Consider the following 20192-nt stretch of genomic DNA (forward strand, 5'->3'; position numbering starts at 1 on the left):
AGAATGAGTGATCTGATCAAAGATCTGAGTGAGCTACGCCTGAATTATCAGAAAGGCGAGCTGCAAGAACAGCAGGTCAACCCGAATCCGCATATGCAGTTCTTGCAATGGTTTAACCATGCACTAGAAGCGAAGCTGCATGAACCCTATGCCATGTCATTGGCAACGGCGGATGCTCAAGGTCGTCCGCATGTGCGTACCGTATTACTGCGCGGGGCGACTGAAGCCGGCTATGACTTCTATACCAATTATGACAGCCAAAAAGGTTTGGATCTGGCCGAAAATCCGTATGCTGAATTATTGTTCTATTGGCAGGATCAGGAACGTCAGATTCGGGTGAGTGGTAAAGTCATCAAGATTTCTGAACAGGAGTCGACTGATTACTATCATAAACGCCCACGTGACAGCCAGATTGCTGCGCATATCAGCACCCCGCAAAGTGGGGTAATTGCCAGCCGTGAAGAGCTGCAACAGCGTTTCTGGGATTTGCATAATCAGGTGGCGAATCAGCAACAGCTGGATAAACCGGAGTTTTGGGGCGGTTATCGTCTCGAACCCGATTATTATGAATTCTGGCAGGGCCGTCCGAACCGTCTGCATGATCGTTTAAGCTATGAGAAAATTGACGGTGCATGGCAATTGCAACGCTTGATGCCTTGATTATGCCAAAAATCATGCCAAAACTTGACATCAAACAGCGCCCCTTTCTGACCCGTCCTGAAAATTTTCAGGGTGTTCCAGCGTTTGTGGCTGAAATTCTGGCCCGTCGCGGGGTGGAGTCCGAGCAGGAACTTGAGCTTAAACTCAAGCATCTGCTGGCACCGACCATGAAAGGCCTGACGGATGCGATTCAGTTGATCGATCAGGCAATTGATCGTGGCCAGAAAATCGTGATTGTCGGCGATTACGATGCCGATGGTGCAACCAGTACTGCACTCATGGTGCTGGCTCTACGTGATATGGGGGCGAATGTCGAGTATCTGGTACCAGACCGTTTTAAATATGGCTATGGTCTGACTGCTGCCATTGCCGATCTGGCTTTCGTCAATTTCACACCTGATCTGCTGATTACCGTGGACAATGGTATTTCCAGCCATGCAGGAGTGAAACAGGCGCAAGATCATGGTATGCAGGTGATTATTACCGATCATCACCTGACCACCAAGCCGACACCTGAAGCCGAAGCGGTGGTCAATCCGAATCAGCTGGGTTGTGATTTCCCCAGCAAAGCCTTGGCCGGGGTCGGGGTGGCGTTTTATGTGCTGGCCAATCTGTCGACCCATCGCAAAAAACTTGGAAAATCGACCACTCAAATTATTCATTATCTTGATCTGGTGGCACTCGGTACTTATGCCGATGTCGCCAGTCTGGACTATAACAACCGGATTCTGGTCGATGCGGGCTTGAAACGGATTCAGCAAGGGCAGTGCCGCGCGGGGATCAGTGCGCTACTGGATATTGCAAAACGTGATCCGGCAGGTCTAAAAGCGCAAGATCTCGGTTTTGTCTTAGGGCCGCGAATTAATGCAGCCGGACGGATGGAAACCATGGACATCGGGATCGAGTGTCTATTGGCGCCGGATCTGGCAAACGCCTATCCACTGGCCGAACAGTTGAATCAACTGAATGTTGAACGCCGTCAGGTCGAAGCTAAAATCAAGCAGGACGCTTTAAACGAACTTGAGAAAATCCAGCTGGACGAAACTGAATTGCCGGCTGCATTAATCATGTTTGAACAGCATTGGCATCAAGGTGTCATTGGTATTGTGGCGGGGCGTTTAAAAGAGCAATTTCATCGTCCGAGTATTGTCTTTGCCGCAGATGAAGATGGCATACATATCAAGGGTTCAGCGCGTTCGATTGACGGGATTCATATCCGTGATGCGATTGAACAGGTGGCGGAGCAATATCCACATTTAGTCAGTCATTTTGGCGGGCATGCAGCGGCAGCGGGTTTAACCCTGAAAAAAGAAAATTTTGCTGAATTTAAGCAGGTCTTTGAAGCACTGATTGCTACGATGGACGCGGATTTATTCACTGCGACTTTATGGACGGATGGGGAGCTATCCGCTTCGGCTTTCCAGATCGAAACAGTCGATATCCTGCAACATTTAAGTCCGTGGGGGCAAAAATTCCCTCCACCTATTTTTGAAGGGATCTTCAAGATTATGGACTATCGTTGGCTCAAAGATGTACATCTTAAATTACGCGTGGCTTTGGAAAATGGGCAGGTGATTGATGCGATCGCCTTCAATGCAGCCGATAAATATGAATTTGATCCGATGAAAGATACACGCTTGGTGTATGAGCTGGATAAAAATGTCTTTAATGGCAATGTCAGCCTGCAAATGCGGATTATCCATTTAGAACAATAGGCCATAAAAAACCGCTCAAGTGAGCGGTTTTTTTGCTTTTAATCGGAGAGATTAGAAGCGGTATGCACCACGTACGCCAAAGGTATCAGCATTATCAGCAAAATTAATCGAACCTTCTAAGCTAACTTGTTGGTTAAAGAATTTCTTGGCACGAATGGTAAAGACATCATTACCTTCTAGATCTGAGTCAGAGAATCCTAAGCCAACACTGAAAGTTTTATCGAGATATAAATCCGCACCTAGGTTATAAGCATCGATATCACCAAAACTTGCACCACCTTCGAAGTTCATATCGTATTGACCGACTTGTGTTACATATTTAGCACGTAAAGTTGGATCAATTTCATCGTCTGCATTGTCTTCAGAAATACCTACAAGACCAAGTGCTACTAATAAGCCAGGAACAGGTAAATAACCCGCTTCAGCAGCGTAACCAGTTATGTCACCAGCGTCATTATCAAAATGAGTAATATTACCACTTAAATAAAAGTCTGAATTTGGACAAAATATTCAATACCAGCACCAATGCCAAACGTGTCTGAATCATCTTGATAGCTTAATACACCATTCACATTGCTGGCACGGTTTAAAAATGCAGCTTCATTCAAAGGCGAATTTTTGACTTGGACCGAGTTGAAGTAGTAAGTCCCATCGATAGCAAAACCTACATCTGAACCACCTTGGTCACGATCAATAAGATCAATAGAAGCCCCAACTTCAGTTTGGTAAGCGTGTGCAGTTCCCAGGCCAGCAAGAAGCGCTGTAGCAAGAGCAAGTTTCTTAAGCATTTAGATTTCTCTCTTTGTTATAAAAATATGACTGTTTGATGAACAGTTGTAACAAATTGTACAGCTTATATTCGCCCCGTCAATGTGCAAAAAAATACCTAAATGCTTGTTAAGAGTGCAATAAAAAACCCATCCGAGGATGGGTTTTTTTATGAATAATTAATTTGTGGTTTTAGATTAGAAGCGGTATTTCGCTGCTACACCAAATTTATTGTAGTCATTGTTACCTGCTTCACCAAAGCCTACTCGACCTTCGAGGCTGACTTGCTGATTAATGAATTTACGAGCGCTTACACCGAATTCATTTTGATTTCTCAGATCATTGTCTTGGTAGTCGACACCAACACTGAAGGTTTTGTCAATGAAATAATCTGCTGCCAGATTGTATTCATCTAGATCACCAAAAGCTGCACCTGCTTCCAGGTTGATATCTTTACCATTACTAAGTGTAGTCACGTATTTGGCGCGAAGTGTTGGATCTACACCATCATCATTGTCGTTATCCCAACCTTTTACACCCGCCGCAATCAATAGACCTGGCGCTGGTAAATAACCAACTTCTACACCGTAAGTCGTTAAGTCATTATCAACATTATTGTTGTCTTGCAGATCATGACCATTCACATTACCGCTTAAGTAGAAGTCAGAATTTGGAACGAAGTACTCTGCACCTACGCCATATTGATGCGCTTCATTATCGCCAATTTCATTATATTGATAATGAGCATTTACGTTACTGGCACGATCAAGGAAAGCTGCCTCTGCTAATGGTGCATTACGTGTTTGAACTGGATTGAAGTAATATGTACCATCAACACCGAAAGAGCCACTGGTTCCACCGTTATCAGGATCAAATACGCCTGCTGATGCACCAATTTCTGCCTGGTAAGCATGTGCTGCTGTACCTGTCATTGCTATTGCTGAAAGTAGTGCCGAAGCAATCGCTAATTTTTTCATGGTTACTACCCCTCAAATCTTTAGTTAAAAACATTACACTTTTTGTTACAACTTTCAGTCTAGAGCAATTTCAAAGATCGTCAATCAAAGGAAAGTTACAGCAATGTGAATAGCGTAATCTTATGTAATCTTTTCTAAATAAGTAACTGAATAATAAAATTAAATTTATAATGTAGTGTTTTATTAAAACTGTGTAGATATTGTGGAATGTATTGAATTTGCTGATTTTTTATTCAATTTGGTAGATATTTTTAGACGATAAAATTAAATGAAAACTATATTTTGATAATGAATGCGAGATGCGAAATCCGATCAAGCTTCAGATCAAAACGACATTTAATAACCGATTCAATTGTCAAAAATTTCCTGACGAAAACATAACTCTAAATTGGGATGACATTCGAGCTTTGGACTGGATCCACCACACTGAAATAGCAGAAATAGACTGTGCTATAATATGGGGCTAAATAATTTGTGCCTAATTTTGATTGAGAGTAATTCACGTGGAAATTAATCCGTATCTAAACCAATTAAAAGACTTAAACGAACGTGGTCAAACACTACGGGGGTATCTTTGACTACGATCTGAAAAAAGAGCGTTTAGAGGAAGTCCTGCGTGAATTAGAAGATCCCACCATCTGGAATGACCAGAGTCGTGCCCAGGCCATGGCCAAAGAAAAAGGCGAACTTGAGAACGTATTAAATGTGCTGGATGGTTTGACCACACAGCTTGAAGATGCGCAGGCCTTGCTTGATCTGGCAGTGGAAGCGGATGATGAAGGCTTACTGGAAGATGTACAGGCTGAACTGACTACAGCTGAAGAAGAACTGGCTAAACTTGAATTCCGTCGTATGTTCAACAATCCGATGGATCCTAATCCTTGTTATTTAGAAATTCAGGCCGGTTCGGGTGGTACTGAAGCGCAGGACTGGGCATCCATGCTCATGCGGATGTACCTGCGCTGGATTGAACGTCATGGCTTTAAAGCAGAAATCATGGAAGAATCGGACGGTGATGTTGCAGGGCTTAAATCAGCGACGATTCGTGTAGACGGTGAATATGCCTATGGCTGGTTACGTACCGAGTCAGGCGTACATCGTTTAGTGCGTAAATCGCCATTTGACTCGGGCAACCGTCGTCATACCTCATTCTCGGCTGTGTTTGTTTCGCCTGAAGTCGATGACAATATTGAGATCGAAATTAATCCGGCAGATGTGCGTACCGATACCTATCGTGCATCGGGTGCCGGTGGTCAGCATATTAACAAAACGGATTCTGCGGTTCGTTTAACGCATGCACCGACCGGGATTGTAGTGGCCTGTCAGAACCAGCGTTCACAGCATGCCAACCGCGACCATGCCTGGAAGCAGTTACGCGCCAAACTTTATGAACGTGAAATGCAAATTCGTAATGATGCTGCAAAAGCGCTGGAAGATACCAAGTCTGATATCGGCTGGGGAAGCCAGATTCGTTCATACGTTCTGGATGATTCACGTATTAAAGACTTACGTACCAGTGTCGAAAGTTCCAATACCGGCGCGGTTCTGGATGGCGATCTGGATAAATTTATCGAAGCAAGCTTGAAACAGGGCTTGTAAGAAATCGTTTAAGCTTGTAAGAAATCGTTTAAATAGCTGGCGTAACCAAGTTAGTACAGACTGTGACTCTTATATCTAAATTTATCGATATATAAATCGATAAAATGCGATATAATCGGTTTAGATGCTGAAACAAGTTTTGTTACGCCACAGATTGTGATGTACCTATGGATCTTGATCTAATTTTTAAAGCCTTAGCCAATCCGATACGTCGGCAGATTCTGGAATGGTTGAAATCGCCAGAACAATATCTATCTGTGGAAGAGTGTGGCGGCTTTCAACGCGGGGTCTGTGCAGGGCAGATTGAAAAGTTAGGACAAGTCTCTCAGTCCACCATGTCCAATCATTTGTCTGTCTTGCAGCAGGCCGGTTTAATCACCGCGACCAAGCACGGACAATGGTCTTATTTCTCGCGTAATGAAGCTTTGATTCAGCAATATATCGACTATATGCAACAACACCTTTAATCCAACAGGTGGGAGTACTGATGGCTGAATTAAATTCTCCTTTAACGCTTGGCGCGTTAGAACTTAAAAACCGTGTCATCATGGCGCCGCTTACGCGTAGTCGTGCAACTGACGACCGCGTACCAACGCCAATGATGGCCGAATATTATGCACAACGTGCAAGTGCCGGTTTAATCATTTCTGAAGCCACGGTGATTTCTGAAGAAGCCAATGGTTACCGTAATACTCCTGGTCTCTTTACTGATGCGCAGGTAGCAGGCTGGCAGCAGGTGACTCAAGCGGTACATGACCAAGGTGGCCTGATTGTGGCGCAGCTGTGGCATGTGGGTCGTGTGTCTGATCCAGAACTGTTAAATGGTGAAACGCCAGTATCGGCGAGCAGTGTACAACAGGCCGGTCATGTCAGTTTATTGCGTCCAAAACGTCCTTATGTGTTGCCGCGTGCGCTGGAAATTTCAGAAATTCATACCATTACCGAACAATATAAACAGGCGGCAATTTGCGCCAAAGCTGCCGGTTTTGATGGGGTTGAATTACATGCAGCCAATGGTTATCTGATTGACCAGTTCCTGCAAACCAAGACCAACCAGCGTGAAGATGAATACGGGGGGGCAGTCGAAAACCGTGCCCGTTTCCTGCTGGAAGTCATGGATGCACTGATTGATGTCTGGGGTGCAGACCGTGTCGGAATTCATTTGGCACCGCGTGGCGATGAACACGATATGGGCGACAATGATCCACGTGAAACCTTCGGTTATGTCATGGAACAGTTGGGCAAGCGCCAGATCGCGTTCTTCTTTACCCGTGAATATCTGGCGGAAGACAGTATCTCGGAGTATATGAAACAGCGCTCAAACGGCGTGCCGTATATGGCCAATATGCGTTTAAGTCGTGACGATGCGATTGAATTGCTGGCTTCAGGCAAAGCAGATGCGGTAGCTTTTGGTAAGGCTTATATTGCCAATCCGGATTTATACGAGCGCCTACTCGAAGATGCACCGCTAAATGAACTAAAGCTGGAAAATATGATCGGAACCAATGTCGCAGAAGGCTATATTGATTATCCGACATTGGCTGAAACAGACGCTTTAACTACTGTAGAATAATCTAAAAATGAGCCACATCGATTAACATGTCGATGTGGCTCTGTTATATTTTGTCGATTGAATCTGTTTCGAGGCGCATTTGGCTACTCCATTTTGGTATAACGCAGCGTTAGCTCTGATTAAACCCTTATATCAATCGCGTATTCGTAAACGTGCGACCGATCCTGAACAATTACAACAAGAACTGACAGAACGTTTCGGCCCATTTCAGCCGCCCAAAAATCTGCATGCCATCTGGTTTCATGTGGTCTCGGTCGGTGAGACCAATGCTGCCCAGCCTCTCATCGAACATTATTTAAAATCGGGTCATCCGGTGCTGGTCACCAATACCACCAAAACCGGTCAGGCACGGGCCAAATCACTTTTTTTAAAAGCACCTTATCTGGATTTATTTCAAGCGGTCTATTTACCTGCTGATCAGAAAGTACTGATTGGTGATTTTTATCAGCAGTATCAGCCAAAACTGTTATTGCTGATGGAAACCGAGCTTTGGCCGAATCTGCTGGATCAGGCACCAGAGTTTGATGTGCCCAGTATATTATTGAATGCGCGTCTTTCGGAAAAGTCAGCCAAGGGCTATGCCAGGGTTAAAGGTCTGACCCGGAGCATGCTACAGCAGTTAAGTCAGCTTTTGGCACAGGATACTGCCACCCAGCAGCGTTATATCGAGTTGGGAATCACCGCCGAAAAAACCCAGGTTTTGGGCAATATCAAATTTGATATTACTGCACCACAAAGTTTTGTAGAACATGCTGCAAACTTGAAGCAAGCATGGCAACTGGCAGGTCGCAAAATTATGATACTGGCCAGTACCCATGCGCCTGAAGAAAAAGAAATTCTAAGCGCTTTAAAATCGGCTTTAGATAGCAACCCAAAACTTTTATGTATCGTCGTACCCCGTCATCCGGAACGTTTTGATGAGGTGTTTCAGGCTGCACAGAGTTTAAATTTAATAACTCAGCGCCGTAGTTTGGCCCAGAACATTGAAGCAGATACCCAGGTTTATCTGGCGGACTCGATGGGGGAAATGTGGCTCTGGTATGCTTTGAGTCAAGCCTGTTATGTCGGTGGCTCGCTGAATGAGCCGGGTGGTGGGCATAATATTCTGGAGCCGATTGCCTTGAATGTACCGACTGTTTTAGGCAAAAACTATTTTAATTTTCAGACCATTGTCGATGAATTCGTTCAAGCAGATGCAGTAGAAGTTGTGCAGGATGCGCAGCAGGCGGCAGAGGTATTGCTGGAACTTTTGCAAGATCAAATCAAGGCACAACGTTTAAATACAGCAGCGCAGAGAATTATGCAGTTAAATACGGGATCGCTTGCCAAGCATATTCAGGTGATTGATCGGTATCTTTAATTTATATTGATAAGTAACAGATATTGGATTTACCAAGACGGCAGGGATGCCGTCGTTAGGCTGTGTGGATTGAAGTTTTTTCAATATTTCTAAGCTGGCTTATCTAGCCTACTTTTCAAAGATGAAAAGTAGCAAAAATATTTTGTATCCCTGAAGGAATGTGCTTCACCCTCAGGGATACGCACGACATCCATGTCGCCACCCTCTAGCGGATAGAGGTCATTCAACAGTTCTTCGGTATAAAATCTTCTATGAATATTGTCCTGCTTGACCATCGACAAACACAATCGGATCTCTGGACGATTTCATCGAAACGTCAACTGGAACATTTACAGCAGCATGTGCAGATTCAAGTTGGAGATACCTTAAAAGTAGGGGTGCTGGAAGGTCAGCGTTATCTCACCGAGATTGTCGAGATTTCTGAAAAAGCAGTGCGACTAAAACCGCTTCAAGAGGATGCTGTTCCAAAAAAATTACCGGTGACCCTGATTGTGGCCTTGCCACGGCCGAAAGTGCTGCGCCGTTTGATCATGGACAGTGTCACCTTGGGCGTGGAAAAAATCATTTTACTGCATAGTTATCGCGTCGATAAAAGCTACTGGCAAACCCCATTTTTACAGCAGTTAAATCATTATATCGAGCTGGGACTGGAACAGGCAGGAGATACAATAGCTCCGAAAATCGAGCTGTATAAACGTTTTAAACCTTTTGTTGAAGATATTTTACCGGACTTGATTACGGCTGACCGACCCGCTTATGTGGCACATCCTTATGCCGAACAATCCATGCCTTTTGCGATTCCGCATCCTTGTACGATGATCATCGGCCCGGAAGGTGGATTCATTCCGTATGAAGTAGATTTACTGGTTAAAAACGGCTGCCAGGCTGTGAGTCTGGGCAACCGTATTCTCCGCACTGAAACCGTGATTCCCTATGTTCTAGGTCGCCTGTTTAGCACGAGCTGAGGCATCTTCATTGCCTTCGCCGCGATAGACTTTGACTTCCTGTACCGGATAAGGAATTGAAATATGATGTTCGGCAAATGCCTGAATCACGCGTTCCTGCACCGCACTGATTGAGGTTCCTGTGCCTGTCTCAGTGGTATCGACCCACCAGAGCGCTTTTAAGGTAATGGAAAAATCAGCCAGCGCCGTGACATTGACACTAAAGCCCGGCTGACTGAGGATGGTCGGGTCTTTATCTAAAATGGCGGTAATCAGGTCTTTGGCCTTCTGGATATCATCTTCATAACCAATGCCCACTACAAACTCACAGCGACGGCGGGTATAGGCCGTGTTTACCGTCACGGCACTGGTATAGACCGTGGCATTGGGAATCACGATACGGCGGCCATCCGGTGAACGCAAAAAAGTCGCACGAATCTGGATATCTTCGACTGTGCCTTCCATGCCATTGACGATAATATCATCGCCAATCTTGAATGGTTCACCGAGTAAAATCAGCACACCAGAAAGCAGGTTCTGGAAAATATCCTTGAAGGCAAAACCGATCGCGACCGAACCAATTCCGAGGGCACTCATCAGCTGACCCGGGGTAAAGCCAGGCACGGCAATGACCAGACCAATCAAAACACCAAAGAAAATAATAAAGGTACTACCGACACGGTTGAGGACCAATACCAGATTCTGGCGGGTATAAGAGCGGTTTTCCAAAGTTTTACGTACGAAAAACTTGAAGACTTTGGAGAGTAACCAGAAAATCGTAATCACGATTAGCGCGATACAGAAATAAGGCACACGCTCCCAGAAGCCTTCCATGATCTTGTCAATGGTGCTGTAGGCATCATTATACTTGGCGGTATGTTCAATCACGGTCTGGGTCGTTTTCTCAGTTGCCTGATGTAACAACTCCGTGGTGCCCTCTGTTACCTGGCTTAAGGTATTGTTTTGCTCTGCCACAAAAATTCCACAATTCAAATTTTGCCTATTCTGCCTATTTTGCCTGATGTTCAGCAAAAAATTAATAAGGGCTCGAAGTCACCAGTGGATATTTTCTAAAAATAACGGCGCTGTTATTAAAAGTATTTGGTGGTTTTTTGCATCATTTCCGTGGGGGTAGGTGACTGTTCTTCACCGCTCATATAACTGAATAAAGCGATAGATCCCAACAGGCTAAGCAGGGTCAGGATAATCATCAACCAGGCCAGCATCTTTTCCCAGAGCAAGGTCATCCGTGCCGGACCATACTGATTACTGCCTCGATCGCCCGAACCAAAAACGATATAAAGCCATACAAAAATGTTTACTAGCGGCAGTAAAAATAATAGTGCCCACCAGCCACTGCGGTTCATGTCATGCAAACGGCGAACGGTCACCACTAAAGCGAAATAGGCATAGACCAGAATCATGATCAGCACGCCGATACCGGCCAAGCCTTGTAGTGAAAGCAGCCAGTTAGAATCCATTGAATGGACTGCAATATTCACAATATCAATACTTAAGCCCAGCGCAATACTGCTAAACAGGAAGATGAAATGTAGAAATGCTGACCACGCAATAAAACTCAGACGCCCGAAACGGCCTTTTATCGACAAGGGATGATCCGTTGCCACTAAAGCGGGAGGGGTGAAATAGGGAGATTCTGGCGATTTCATAAATATGATCCTGAACTGAACAAAATGAAATAAGAGCGAGAGCTAAATTCTATTTTTTAAAGGGCATTGCTACAGATCATACACAGTTATGCAGAATATTCTGTACTGTAAGTTATGCTTTATTTTGTTTGAATTTGAATAAATAATCTACGACGAAAGCATGATTGCCGGATTCGAAATAAGCAGGCCATACTGCTATTATGCATAAAAAACAATCAACAACACAGCATTAACCTCTCGTGATGAGATAGAACAAAATCAAGGAAGTGACATATGCAAGAGATCTATCCAGTACCCGAAGATTTTAAAAAAACAGCACGCACGCTTGAAGACCAGTATTTCGAACGTTATCAACATTCCATCGAGCAGCCAGAAGCATTCTGGACAGAACAGGCACAACGTCTGGACTGGATCAAGCCTTTTACCCAAGTCAAAAATACCAGTTTCGATCCCGACAATTTTAAAATTGAATGGTTTGCTGATGGTCAGCTCAATGTCAGCGCCAACTGTCTGGACCGTCATCTGAAAGAACATCCCTATAAGCCGGCCATTATCTGGGAAGGGGATCATCCTTCACGGCACAAGATTATTTCTTTTGCCGAGTTGCATGACGAAACCTGCCGTTTCGCCAATGTGCTGAAAAAAAATGGCATTGCTAAAGGCGACCGGGTGATGCTGTACATGCCCATGGTCTCTGAAGCCGCGATTGCCATGCTGGCCTGCGCGCGCATCGGGGCGGTGCATTGCGTGGTATTTGGTGGGTTTTCACCGGATTCTCTGGCCAGCCGGATTGAAGACTGTCAGGCCAAAATGGTGATTACGGCCGATTCCGGTATGCGCGGCGGGAAACCGATTCCGCTGAAAGCCAATGTTGATGAAGCCCTGAAACTGGCTGGTACAGACTCCATTCAAAATGTAATAGTGGTGCATCGCACCGGCAACCCGATTGAAATGCAAGAGGGGCGCGACCTGTGGTATCACATGGAAATCATGTCGGTGAATGACATTTGCCCACCGGAACCGATGAATGCCGAAGATCCGCTATTTATCCTGTATACCTCAGGTTCGACCGGCAAGCCCAAGGGCGTGATGCATACCACGGGCGGTTATTTGACTTATGTGAATTGCAGTTTCCGCGAAGTGTTTGACATCAAACAGGATGATATCTTTTGGTGTACCGCAGATGTCGGCTGGATTACCGGACATTCCTATGTGCTGTATGGCCCATTGTCGAATGGCACCACGACTCTTATGTTCGAGGGTGTTCCGCAGTATCCGAGCTGGGCGCGTACCGGACACATTGTCGATAAGCATAACGTCACCATTCTCTATACCGCACCGACAGCCATCCGCGCCATGATGCGTGAAGGTGATGCCTTTGTGCGGGAAAGTGACCGCAGCAGCCTGAGAATTCTAGGTTCGGTGGGTGAGCCGATTAATCCTGAAGCCTGGAACTGGTATTACACCGTGGTCGGTGAAAGTCGCTGTCCCGTCATTGATACCTGGTGGCAGACGGAAACCGGCGGTTTTATGATTACGCCATTGCCAGGCGCGACTGATTTGAAACCGGGTTCTGCAACACGGCCTTTCTTTGGGGTACAACCTGCGATTGTCGATGCGGATGGTAAGGAGCTGGAAGGCGAAGCTGAAGGCAATCTGGTGATTAAAGATTCCTGGCCGGGCCAGATGCGAACCATCTGGGGTGATCCGGAACGTTTTATCGAAGCCTATTTCTCGACTTATCCGGGTACTTATTTTACCGGAGATGGCGCGCGTCGCGATAAAGACGGTTATTACTGGATTACTGGCCGGGTCGATGATGTGCTGAATGTGTCCGGACACCGTTTAGGCACAGCTGAAGTTGAAAGTGCGTTGGTGGCCCATGAAGCAGTGGCTGAGGCTGCTGTGGTGGGTATGCCGCATGACATTAAAGGGCAGGGAATTTGTGCCTTTGTCACCTTACAGGCCGACGTGACCAGTTCAGATGAATTGCGTGCTGAACTGGTGAGCTGGGTGCGCAAGATTTTGGGGCCAGTGGCGACACCTGATGCACTGTACTGGGCACCCGCTTTGCCCAAAACCCGTTCAGGGAAAATCATGCGCCGGATCTTGAGAAAGATTGCAGCCAATGAGCTGGATAGCCTGGGCGATACCTCGACATTGGCTGAACCACAAGTGGTGGATCATCTGATTGCAGAAGTACAAGCCAATCCTCGTTAAATAGCTAAAGTCCACAAGCAAAATACCGGCTGCACGCAGCCGGTATTTTTAGATCAGGAATAAGCTCTGCATGCTTTCGAATATAGCGCAACGTCTTGATCTGCTAAGCTGCCCACATGCTGAACATGAGTTAAAATAATGAATGTACAATCACCATATTTAGATCAATCTCCTGTCGATATTGCCCAGAAACTGGCAGAACAATTTGCCCAAACTGCCGCAGTGCGAGACAAGCAGGGCGGTAATCCCAAGCATGAACGAGACCTGATCCGTAACAGTGGTCTGCTCGGCTTGTCTATTCCTGTTGCCTATGGTGGACAGGGTGCAGACTGGCGGACAATTTTTAAAACCATTCAGACCCTGGCGCAGGTCGATAGCTCTCTGGCGCATATTTATGGATTTCATCATTTATTGATTGCCACCGTACAGCTATTTTCCCAACCTGAGCAATATGGCAAATGGTTTGCACAGACTGTCCAAAATAATCTGTTCTGGGGCAATACTCTCAATCCGCTGGATCGTCGTACCACGGCAACTCAAGTCTCAGAACATGAATATATTTTCCATGGTGATAAAAGCTTTTGTTCTGGTTCGATCGATTCGGATATGTTGCTGTGTTCAGGTTATAACGAAGCAGGAAAATTGCTGATTGGCGTGATTCCTACCCAGCGACAGGGTGTGAGCTTTCTAGGCGACTGGAACAATATGGGCCAGCGCCAGACTGACAGCGGCACCAGTCATTTTGAACAGGTCAACATTCACCGGGATGAATTGCTGCTCAATCCGGGGCCACTGAGTACGCCGTATTCCAGTTTACGTCCATTGATTGCGCAGCTGATATTTGTGCATATGTTTCTCGGTGTCGCCGAAGGGGCTTTTGAAGTTGCCAAACAGACCGTACAAACCCAAAAAGCCTGGTCAAAATCCTTGGCTGAACATGCAGTGAATGATCCTTTTACCCAAAAGCATTTTGCCGAGTTTTATGTGCAGCTGGAAAGCGTGCGTTTATTGGCAGATCAAGCCATTCAGACCTTGCAGAAAGCTTGGAATATCGGCCCTGATCTGACTGCCGAGCAGCGTGGTGAAGTCTCGATTGCGATTGCCACCGCCAAAATTGCCGCGACCAATAGCTCTTTATATATCACCCAGAATATTTTTCAGGTCATGGGTGCACGGGCAACGACTGCGCAACTGAATCTGGACCGGTTCTGGCGTAATGTTCGGACTCAAACCTTGCATGATCCGGTGGATTATAAATATCAGGAAGTGGGGGAATGGGTGCTGACCGGAAAAGTGCCTGATCCAAGTTTTTATTCCTGATCCTAATAATAAAACAGCCTCTATATGAGAAGCTGTTTTATTATTTTTAAGATGACGGGTCTTTTTTAAAGCTGCTTAAAAGCCTCGATTGCCCGGACACGGGAAGATTTTAAATCCACAAGCGGTTTTGGATAGTCCAGTTCACGGTCAGGGTTTTTGGCGTAGGGTTCATGAATGCTTTTGGCATCCAGATGCGCCAGTTCAGGCACCCACTGACGGATATAATCCCCATTCGGGTCGAACTTCTGTGACTGGCTGACCGGATTGAAAATCCGGAAATAAGGCACCGCATCCATACCCGTCGAAGCACACCATTGCCATCCGCCATTATTGGCTGCCAGATCACCATCAATCAGCTGCTGCATGAACCAGCTTTCTCCCAAACGCCAATCGATCAGCAGGTTTTTGCACAGGAACATTGCGGTAATCATGCGCACCCGATTATGCATCCAGCCGGTGGCCAGTAGCTGCCGCATCCCGGCATCTACAATCGGGATCCCGGTTTGGCCCTGTTGCCAGGCTGCCAAATCTTCAGGTGCATGCCGCCACTGGATTTTATCGGTATTTTCTTTAAACGGGCGATGTCTGGAAACGCGGGGAAAATCGAACAGGGTATGCTGATAAAACTCACGCCACAGCAGTTCATCCAGCCAGGTTTGTTGACCGAGATCATCGATCTGGAAATAGCCATGATGTTGTTTAAACAGCGCCTGAATGCACTGGCGGATCGAGAGAATGCCGATATTTAAATAAGGCGAGAGTTGACTGGTGCCATTAAGCGCTGGAATATCACGATCTGTTTGATAGCTGCTTAAGCGGTCTTCGATAAAATCATCCAGCATCTGTAGGGCATGAGTTTCATCTACGGGCCAAAGTTTTTCAGAATTTTCTATTGAATAGCGACCCGCAAACTTTTCCAGATCAAAATGTGTCAGCTCTGCAGGCAATTCGAGCAAGTCCTGAGACGCAATCACAGGATAAGCAGAAGGCACATCGAGAATCAGCCGCTCATAGCATTTTTTCTTAAAGGCACTATAGACTTGATAGGGTTGATTGGACTGATTGCGGATACTCGCCAATGGAAAGAGGGTGCGATCATGATACAGCTCGACCCGAATCTGCTGCTGTTCTAGTCGTTGCTGAACCTTGAAATCACGCTGTAGTTCATTGACCCCAACTTCAATATGTGCATGCACGCTATCAATCTGCAAGTTTTGGCAGAGTGCTAACATCTCATCAGCAAGATTACGCCACAAGCCGACTTCTCGCACAATTAAAGGAATATTCAGTTGTTCTAGTTGCTGTTTGAAAACCTGTAGCCGTCGCAGATAAAAATCGATTTTGATCGGCGCATCTTGATGTAACTGCCATTGCTCAGGAGAAAGCACCACCAAAGCCACACAGGGGCCTTGTTGAGTGGCATGCCACAAAGCGGCATGGTCTTGAATTCGAAGGTCTTGGCGAAACCAGATCAGATGCATGGTACTTTCTTAAATCAGGGAGTTAGCCTGCATTTTAGGCAATCTGCTACCGATGGAATAGTATTAAAATATTAATATGATAGGAGACTGATTTTTGCACGTACCAGTCTCTTTATACCATTAAGCTTTGGCTTGATAAATATTTTCCAGAGTATCCACCAAAGTACGGGTCATCTGGTCAATTTCATAATTCACTGTATCGCCCACCTGGATGTGCTTCCAGGTGGTCAGACGCAAGGTTTCTGGAATCAGGTCAATCGAAATTTCACTGTGGGCACGATCGACACGGTTCACGGTCAGGCTGCAGCCATTTAGCCCGATAAAGCCTTTTAGGAAGAAGTACTTGATATTGCCCTCTGGAATCTGTAAATCGATATGCAGGGTTTCACCGCGAGCTTCAATCTGGATGACCTTAGCCCTGCCTTCAATATGGCCATACAGATTATGTCCACCGTTTTCTGCACCGACTTTGGCAGAGCGTTCAATATTCACTTCATCACCAATTTTTAAGGCTTTCAAGGTGGTAAGCGCCAAGGTGACATTGGAAATATCAAAATGAATCTGTTTCTGCGCCCGGTCAATCGTGCTCACCGTGAGACAGACACCATTTACTGCCACACTGGCGCCAATAAACACATCTGCAAAAAAGCCGTGCTGATCACTGACCAACAGGGTAATAAAACCATCGCCTTTGCGAATCTCGATGACCTGTTCCAGGCCTTGGACAATACCGGTATACATAGTTAAAACGTCTATTCTTGCAATTGCATCCCATTGTAGGCAGGAAAGCTAAATCCGGCTAGCGCTTTACTGGACTGCTTGGTTTCTGTCCGGATAAAAAAACCCTCAAGCCGAGCCTTGAGGGGAAAATTTGCAATGTGCCGTCATTATTATAATATTTGGGCATAAGCACCACTTAGATTTAAGCGGATTTAGCCTGCACAACCTGCTGTTGTTGTACTTCTAGCTCACGCACCAATGGCAACACCTTTTCTCCAAAATATTCGACTTCTTCAATACAGTGCAAGAAACCGGAAAGCACCAGATCGACTCCAATATTTTTTAAAACTACAATACGTTCAGCAATTTGCTGCGGTGTGCCAATTAAATTGGTCTTGAAACCGTCGTTATACTGGACTAAATCTTCAAAACTTGATTTTGCCCAGTTGCCTTCGCCTTCAGTTGTCGAGGCACCGGCTTCACGTGTCGCTTCAGCAAAATTTTTCACTGCTTTGATATTGGCCTTATCAATAATTTCCTGTAACACCGCTTTGGCTTGTTCTTCAGTATCACGTGCGATGATAAAGGCATTGACCCCAATTTTTACAGTGTGATTATTGGCCCGGGCTTTTTCGCGAATATCATCAATCTGTTTTTTCAGCTCTTCAGGGGTGTTGCCATTGGTGAAATACCAGTCTGAAACACGTGAAGCCATATCGCGCGCCGCACGTGAACTGCCACCCTGAAAAATCTCGACCGGTTTATCCGGGAGCGGTTGTGGGCGTAAGGTATAGTCTTTAAATTGATAGAACTTGCCATCAAAATTAAAGTGATCCGTATTCCAGATTCCGCGCAAACTGCGAATAAACTCTTCTGAACGGGCATAACGCTGGTCATGCTCTGGCCATGCTTCGCCAATCGCATCAAATTCGCCACGGAACCAGCCACTGACCACGTTAATCGCAATCCGGCCATTGCTGAGCTGGTTAATGCTGGCCAATTGTTTTGCCGCAAGCGCAGGTTTCCACGGCCCGGGTAAAATTGCTGCAATTAACTTGATCTTGCTGGTTTGTGCGAGCAAGGCATGACTGAAGCTGACAGATTCATGCTGGTTTTCTGCACCATAGCTTGACGCAAAACGAATCTGGGTCAGACCATATTCAAAACCGCTTTTTTCTGCTGCTTGTGCCAGACGCACGTTATATTCATAGCTCCAGTCGGTACGCTGTTCGATGGTACTGACGACAAAACCGCCACTGACATTCGGAACCCAATACGCAAATTTGATGTCTTGCTGTATTTGCTGTTGTGACATATTTCAACCCTCGAAGTGAAAATCGCTGATCAAGCAACTTGCGTTTGCGCTGATTTTTTACTGTGCAAGCGGGATTCTGCTGCATCCAGACTTGGTACAGCCGCAGAGGGCAAGACTTCTTCTTGTTCGATTTGTTTATTGATGCTCAAGTTCTGGTTGGCCTGTTGGGTTTTTGCTTTAACGACTTCGGCACGTTGTCCTTTGGCCGGTGTCCATTCCAGAATAGGCAGGGCACGTGCTACTGCCAGGGTAATACGATCGCGGAGCAATTCACTGTGAATGGTATATTCAGGAGTGAAATCACGATCAGTCGCATACACGCCAATCGGTAAAGTCTGAGCCTGGAAGAAGCTGAATAATGGACGTAATTGATGTTCGAGCACCAGCGCATGTCGGTCACTACCACCTGAAGCTGCTAAAAGTACCGGTACATCGACCAGTGCAGTCTGCTCGACAAAATCAAAGAAATGTTTAAACAAGCCGGTAAATGAAGCGCGATATACGGGTGTACCAACAATCAGCGCATCTGCAGCTTCGACTGCGGCCAGATCATCCTGAACACGCTGCGGTAATTGATTACGATAAATCGCACCACCCAGGAGCGAACCAATTTCACTAAATTTAATAAAATGTACATGAATTGGTGTCGCTTCACCCAGTTCATCAATAATGGCCTGAACCAAGGCTTCTGTTTTAGACGGATGATTTAAACCACCCGATACGGCAACAATATTTAAGGGTTTTTGCGCATTAAAATTAGACATGTTTAGAACCTGAAAAATAGGAGTAATCTCGGAATGTCCTTATTAATCCCGATTCAGTGCCGGGCTGTAAAATAACGAAAAGCTGAAAAGTTATCTGATTTTTCGATATATGAAAAAAGCCTGGTTTATAAGCATTAATTTTAATATAAGTTTTTGATATGTAGATTTATATTGAATATAGCTAAGCTTTTTAATTTAGGAATACGTTATATATAAAAAAGTGATGAGAATTAAATAATTATTGAAATACCGCGAAAAATGGTGATTTTGAAGAAAAACTGCATATTATTTTAAAAATTGTAGAGTCTTGCATATCCTTAACCGGGTTGTGTGGTTAGAATAGGGTCTACCGTGCCAAGATCTCTCTCACGTTGCCTATGAATATTTTAATCGTTGATGATCATCCACTATTTCGTCATGCCTTGATTCAGGCTGTACGTTATAGCCTGCCACAAGCCCAGATTCATGAAACTGCGGCAGTCAATGAATTTTATGAACGTCTAGAAAATGGCCCCGAGCCTGATCTTGTGCTGCTGGATTTAAATTTGCCAGGCGCATCAGGTTTTTCTGCCTTGGTACACGTCCGCGCGCAATATCCGTCGCTGCCGATCATTGTCGTGTCTGCGCATGAAGAAGTCAGTATTATCCAGCGTGCCATTGCGCATGGTGCCATGGGCTATATTCCAAAATCTGCCCATCCAAGCCATATTGGTGAAGCGATTCGCGAAGTGCTGGAAGGTGAGATCTGGTTACCGCCAAATCTGCCAGCCAATATGAACTTTGACCCGCGTGCTGCCGATGAAACGGCTTTGGCGGAACGGATCCAGTCTTTGACCCCACAACAGTTCCGAGTATTGATGATGGTGGCCGAAGGCTTGCTGAATAAGCAGATTGCTTATGAACTGGACGTGTCAGAAGCGACCATTAAAGCGCATGTGACTGCAATTTTCCGTAAGCTTGGCGTACAAAACCGGACACAAGCGGTATTGGCCATTAATGCACTGAATATTGAAGACCGGAAAATGTAAGTTCTGTATATCCGCATGGAAAAAGGCCTCCTTGGAGGTCTTTTTTTATCTGAATAATTCAGTGAAAAAGCATGCATA

17 protein-coding genes and 1 pseudogene are annotated in these 20192 nt (G+C 45.6%); 10 read left to right on the forward strand and 8 right to left on the reverse strand.

Annotated features, from left to right (window positions below; genetic code table 11):
* The first annotated feature begins 3 nt into the window (after positions 1–3).
* Positions 4–660, forward strand: a complete 657-nt coding sequence (gene pdxH / locus FTU82_RS05655; RefSeq protein WP_005173224.1) for a pyridoxamine 5'-phosphate oxidase — start codon at positions 4–6, stop codon at positions 658–660.
* Positions 661–674: 14 nt separating this feature from the next.
* Positions 675–2375 (forward strand): single-stranded-DNA-specific exonuclease RecJ, encoded by a 1701-nt coding sequence (recJ, locus tag FTU82_RS05660; protein WP_180096751.1) that lies wholly within the window; start codon positions 675–677, stop codon positions 2373–2375.
* A gap of 51 nt (positions 2376–2426) precedes the next feature.
* Here recJ and FTU82_RS05665 read toward each other — a convergent pair.
* Together FTU82_RS05665 and FTU82_RS05670 are read right to left on the reverse strand one after the other, a co-directional pair.
* A pseudogene (locus tag FTU82_RS05665) lies at positions 2427–3163 on the reverse strand (putative porin).
* A gap of 177 nt (positions 3164–3340) precedes the next feature.
* Positions 3341–4120 (reverse strand): putative porin, encoded by a 780-nt coding sequence (locus FTU82_RS05670; protein ID WP_180096678.1) that lies wholly within the window; start codon positions 4118–4120, stop codon positions 3341–3343.
* Between the two features lie 503 nt (positions 4121–4623).
* On the opposite strand from FTU82_RS05670, the gene prfB reads away from it, so the two are divergent.
* The 5 genes from prfB (at position 4624) to FTU82_RS05695 (ending at position 9617) form a co-directional block, all read left to right on the forward strand.
* Positions 4624–5719 (forward strand): peptide chain release factor 2 gene (gene prfB / locus FTU82_RS05675; protein ID WP_100329506.1). Its coding sequence is split into 2 segments (ribosomal slippage): positions 4624–4695 and positions 4697–5719, totalling 1095 coding nucleotides; the frame shifts between segments, so codons are not numbered across the junction.
* 167 nt (positions 5720–5886) lie between these two features.
* The gene (locus FTU82_RS05680; RefSeq protein ID WP_005173210.1) at positions 5887–6186 is read left to right on the forward strand and encodes a helix-turn-helix transcriptional regulator; all 300 of its coding nucleotides are present in this window, start codon (positions 5887–5889) and stop codon (positions 6184–6186) included.
* Between the two features lie 20 nt (positions 6187–6206).
* Positions 6207–7292, forward strand: coding sequence for an alkene reductase (locus FTU82_RS05685; RefSeq protein WP_180101124.1), 1086 nt, complete (start codon positions 6207–6209; stop codon positions 7290–7292).
* Positions 7293–7371: 79 nt separating this feature from the next.
* On the forward strand, positions 7372–8652 hold the full coding sequence (locus tag FTU82_RS05690) for a 3-deoxy-D-manno-octulosonic acid transferase (RefSeq protein WP_100329505.1): 1281 nt from the start codon (positions 7372–7374) through the stop codon (positions 8650–8652).
* Between the two features lie 251 nt (positions 8653–8903).
* A complete protein-coding gene (locus tag FTU82_RS05695; protein ID WP_074383873.1) occupies positions 8904–9617 on the forward strand; it encodes a 16S rRNA (uracil(1498)-N(3))-methyltransferase in 714 nt (237 codons plus the stop codon).
* Here FTU82_RS05695 and FTU82_RS05700 read toward each other — a convergent pair.
* The gene (locus FTU82_RS05700) at positions 9591–10571 is read right to left on the reverse strand and encodes a mechanosensitive ion channel family protein (protein ID WP_180096680.1); all 981 of its coding nucleotides are present in this window, start codon (positions 10569–10571) and stop codon (positions 9591–9593) included. The genes FTU82_RS05695 and FTU82_RS05700 overlap by 27 nt on opposite strands.
* Positions 10572–10687: 116 nt before the next feature.
* Positions 10688–11266, reverse strand: a complete 579-nt coding sequence (locus FTU82_RS05705) for a DUF805 domain-containing protein (RefSeq protein WP_180096681.1) — start codon at positions 11264–11266, stop codon at positions 10688–10690.
* A 273-nt stretch (positions 11267–11539) separates the two neighbouring features.
* Between FTU82_RS05705 and acs the strand changes: the two genes are divergently transcribed.
* Both acs and FTU82_RS05715 read left to right on the forward strand, forming a co-directional pair.
* Complete coding sequence (acs, locus tag FTU82_RS05710; RefSeq protein ID WP_074383876.1) at positions 11540–13486, forward strand: acetate--CoA ligase; 1947 nt, start codon at positions 11540–11542, stop codon at positions 13484–13486.
* A 138-nt stretch (positions 13487–13624) separates the two neighbouring features.
* Positions 13625–14806: an acyl-CoA dehydrogenase family protein gene (locus FTU82_RS05715; protein WP_180001007.1), complete on the forward strand. Its 1182-nt coding sequence runs from the start codon at positions 13625–13627 to the stop codon at positions 14804–14806.
* 65 nt (positions 14807–14871) lie between these two features.
* Here the strand turns inward: FTU82_RS05715 and FTU82_RS05720 are convergent, their stop codons facing one another.
* From FTU82_RS05720 to msuE, 4 genes are all read right to left on the reverse strand, one after another.
* Positions 14872–16287, reverse strand: coding sequence for a deoxyribodipyrimidine photo-lyase (locus tag FTU82_RS05720; protein ID WP_100534522.1), 1416 nt, complete (start codon positions 16285–16287; stop codon positions 14872–14874).
* Positions 16288–16407: 120 nt separating this feature from the next.
* Positions 16408–17028 carry a riboflavin synthase subunit alpha gene (locus FTU82_RS05725; RefSeq protein ID WP_180001006.1) on the reverse strand — a complete coding sequence of 207 codons (621 nt, stop codon included), beginning with the start codon at positions 17026–17028 and terminating at the stop codon, positions 16408–16410.
* Between the two features lie 181 nt (positions 17029–17209).
* Positions 17210–18322, reverse strand: coding sequence for a dimethylsulfone monooxygenase SfnG (gene sfnG / locus FTU82_RS05730; protein WP_180001005.1), 1113 nt, complete (start codon positions 18320–18322; stop codon positions 17210–17212).
* Positions 18323–18351: 29 nt separating this feature from the next.
* On the reverse strand, positions 18352–19086 hold the full coding sequence (gene msuE, locus FTU82_RS05735) for an FMN reductase (RefSeq protein ID WP_180001004.1): 735 nt from the start codon (positions 19084–19086) through the stop codon (positions 18352–18354).
* 377 nt (positions 19087–19463) lie between these two features.
* On the opposite strand from msuE, the gene FTU82_RS05740 reads away from it, so the two are divergent.
* The gene (locus tag FTU82_RS05740; protein ID WP_004281370.1) at positions 19464–20114 is read left to right on the forward strand and encodes a response regulator transcription factor; all 651 of its coding nucleotides are present in this window, start codon (positions 19464–19466) and stop codon (positions 20112–20114) included.
* Positions 20115–20192: the final 78 nt, after the last annotated feature.

It is taken from the genome of Acinetobacter sp. YH12151, assembly GCF_013418355.1.
GTDB classification, from domain to species: Bacteria; Pseudomonadota; Gammaproteobacteria; order Pseudomonadales; family Moraxellaceae; genus Acinetobacter; species Acinetobacter pseudolwoffii.

Coding starts and splice junctions, on each gene's coding strand:
- pdxH (WP_005173224.1), top strand. CDS start 4: ATGAGTGATCTGATCAAAGATCTGAGTGAGCTACGCCTGAATTATCAG.
- recJ (WP_180096751.1), top strand. CDS start 675: ATGCCAAAACTTGACATCAAACAGCGCCCCTTTCTGACCCGTCCTGAA.
- FTU82_RS05670 (WP_180096678.1), bottom strand. CDS start 4,120: ATGAAAAAATTAGCGATTGCTTCGGCACTACTTTCAGCAATAGCAATG.
- FTU82_RS05680 (WP_005173210.1), top strand. CDS start 5,887: ATGGATCTTGATCTAATTTTTAAAGCCTTAGCCAATCCGATACGTCGG.
- FTU82_RS05685 (WP_180101124.1), top strand. CDS start 6,207: ATGGCTGAATTAAATTCTCCTTTAACGCTTGGCGCGTTAGAACTTAAA.
- FTU82_RS05695 (WP_074383873.1), top strand. CDS start 8,904: ATGAATATTGTCCTGCTTGACCATCGACAAACACAATCGGATCTCTGG.
- FTU82_RS05705 (WP_180096681.1), bottom strand. CDS start 11,266: ATGAAATCGCCAGAATCTCCCTATTTCACCCCTCCCGCTTTAGTGGCA.
- acs (WP_074383876.1), top strand. CDS start 11,540: ATGCAAGAGATCTATCCAGTACCCGAAGATTTTAAAAAAACAGCACGC.
- FTU82_RS05715 (WP_180001007.1), top strand. CDS start 13,625: ATGAATGTACAATCACCATATTTAGATCAATCTCCTGTCGATATTGCC.
- FTU82_RS05720 (WP_100534522.1), bottom strand. CDS start 16,287: ATGCATCTGATCTGGTTTCGCCAAGACCTTCGAATTCAAGACCATGCC.
- FTU82_RS05725 (WP_180001006.1), bottom strand. CDS start 17,028: ATGTATACCGGTATTGTCCAAGGCCTGGAACAGGTCATCGAGATTCGC.
- sfnG (WP_180001005.1), bottom strand. CDS start 18,322: ATGTCACAACAGCAAATACAGCAAGACATCAAATTTGCGTATTGGGTT.
- msuE (WP_180001004.1), bottom strand. CDS start 19,086: ATGTCTAATTTTAATGCGCAAAAACCCTTAAATATTGTTGCCGTATCG.
- FTU82_RS05740 (WP_004281370.1), top strand. CDS start 19,464: ATGAATATTTTAATCGTTGATGATCATCCACTATTTCGTCATGCCTTG.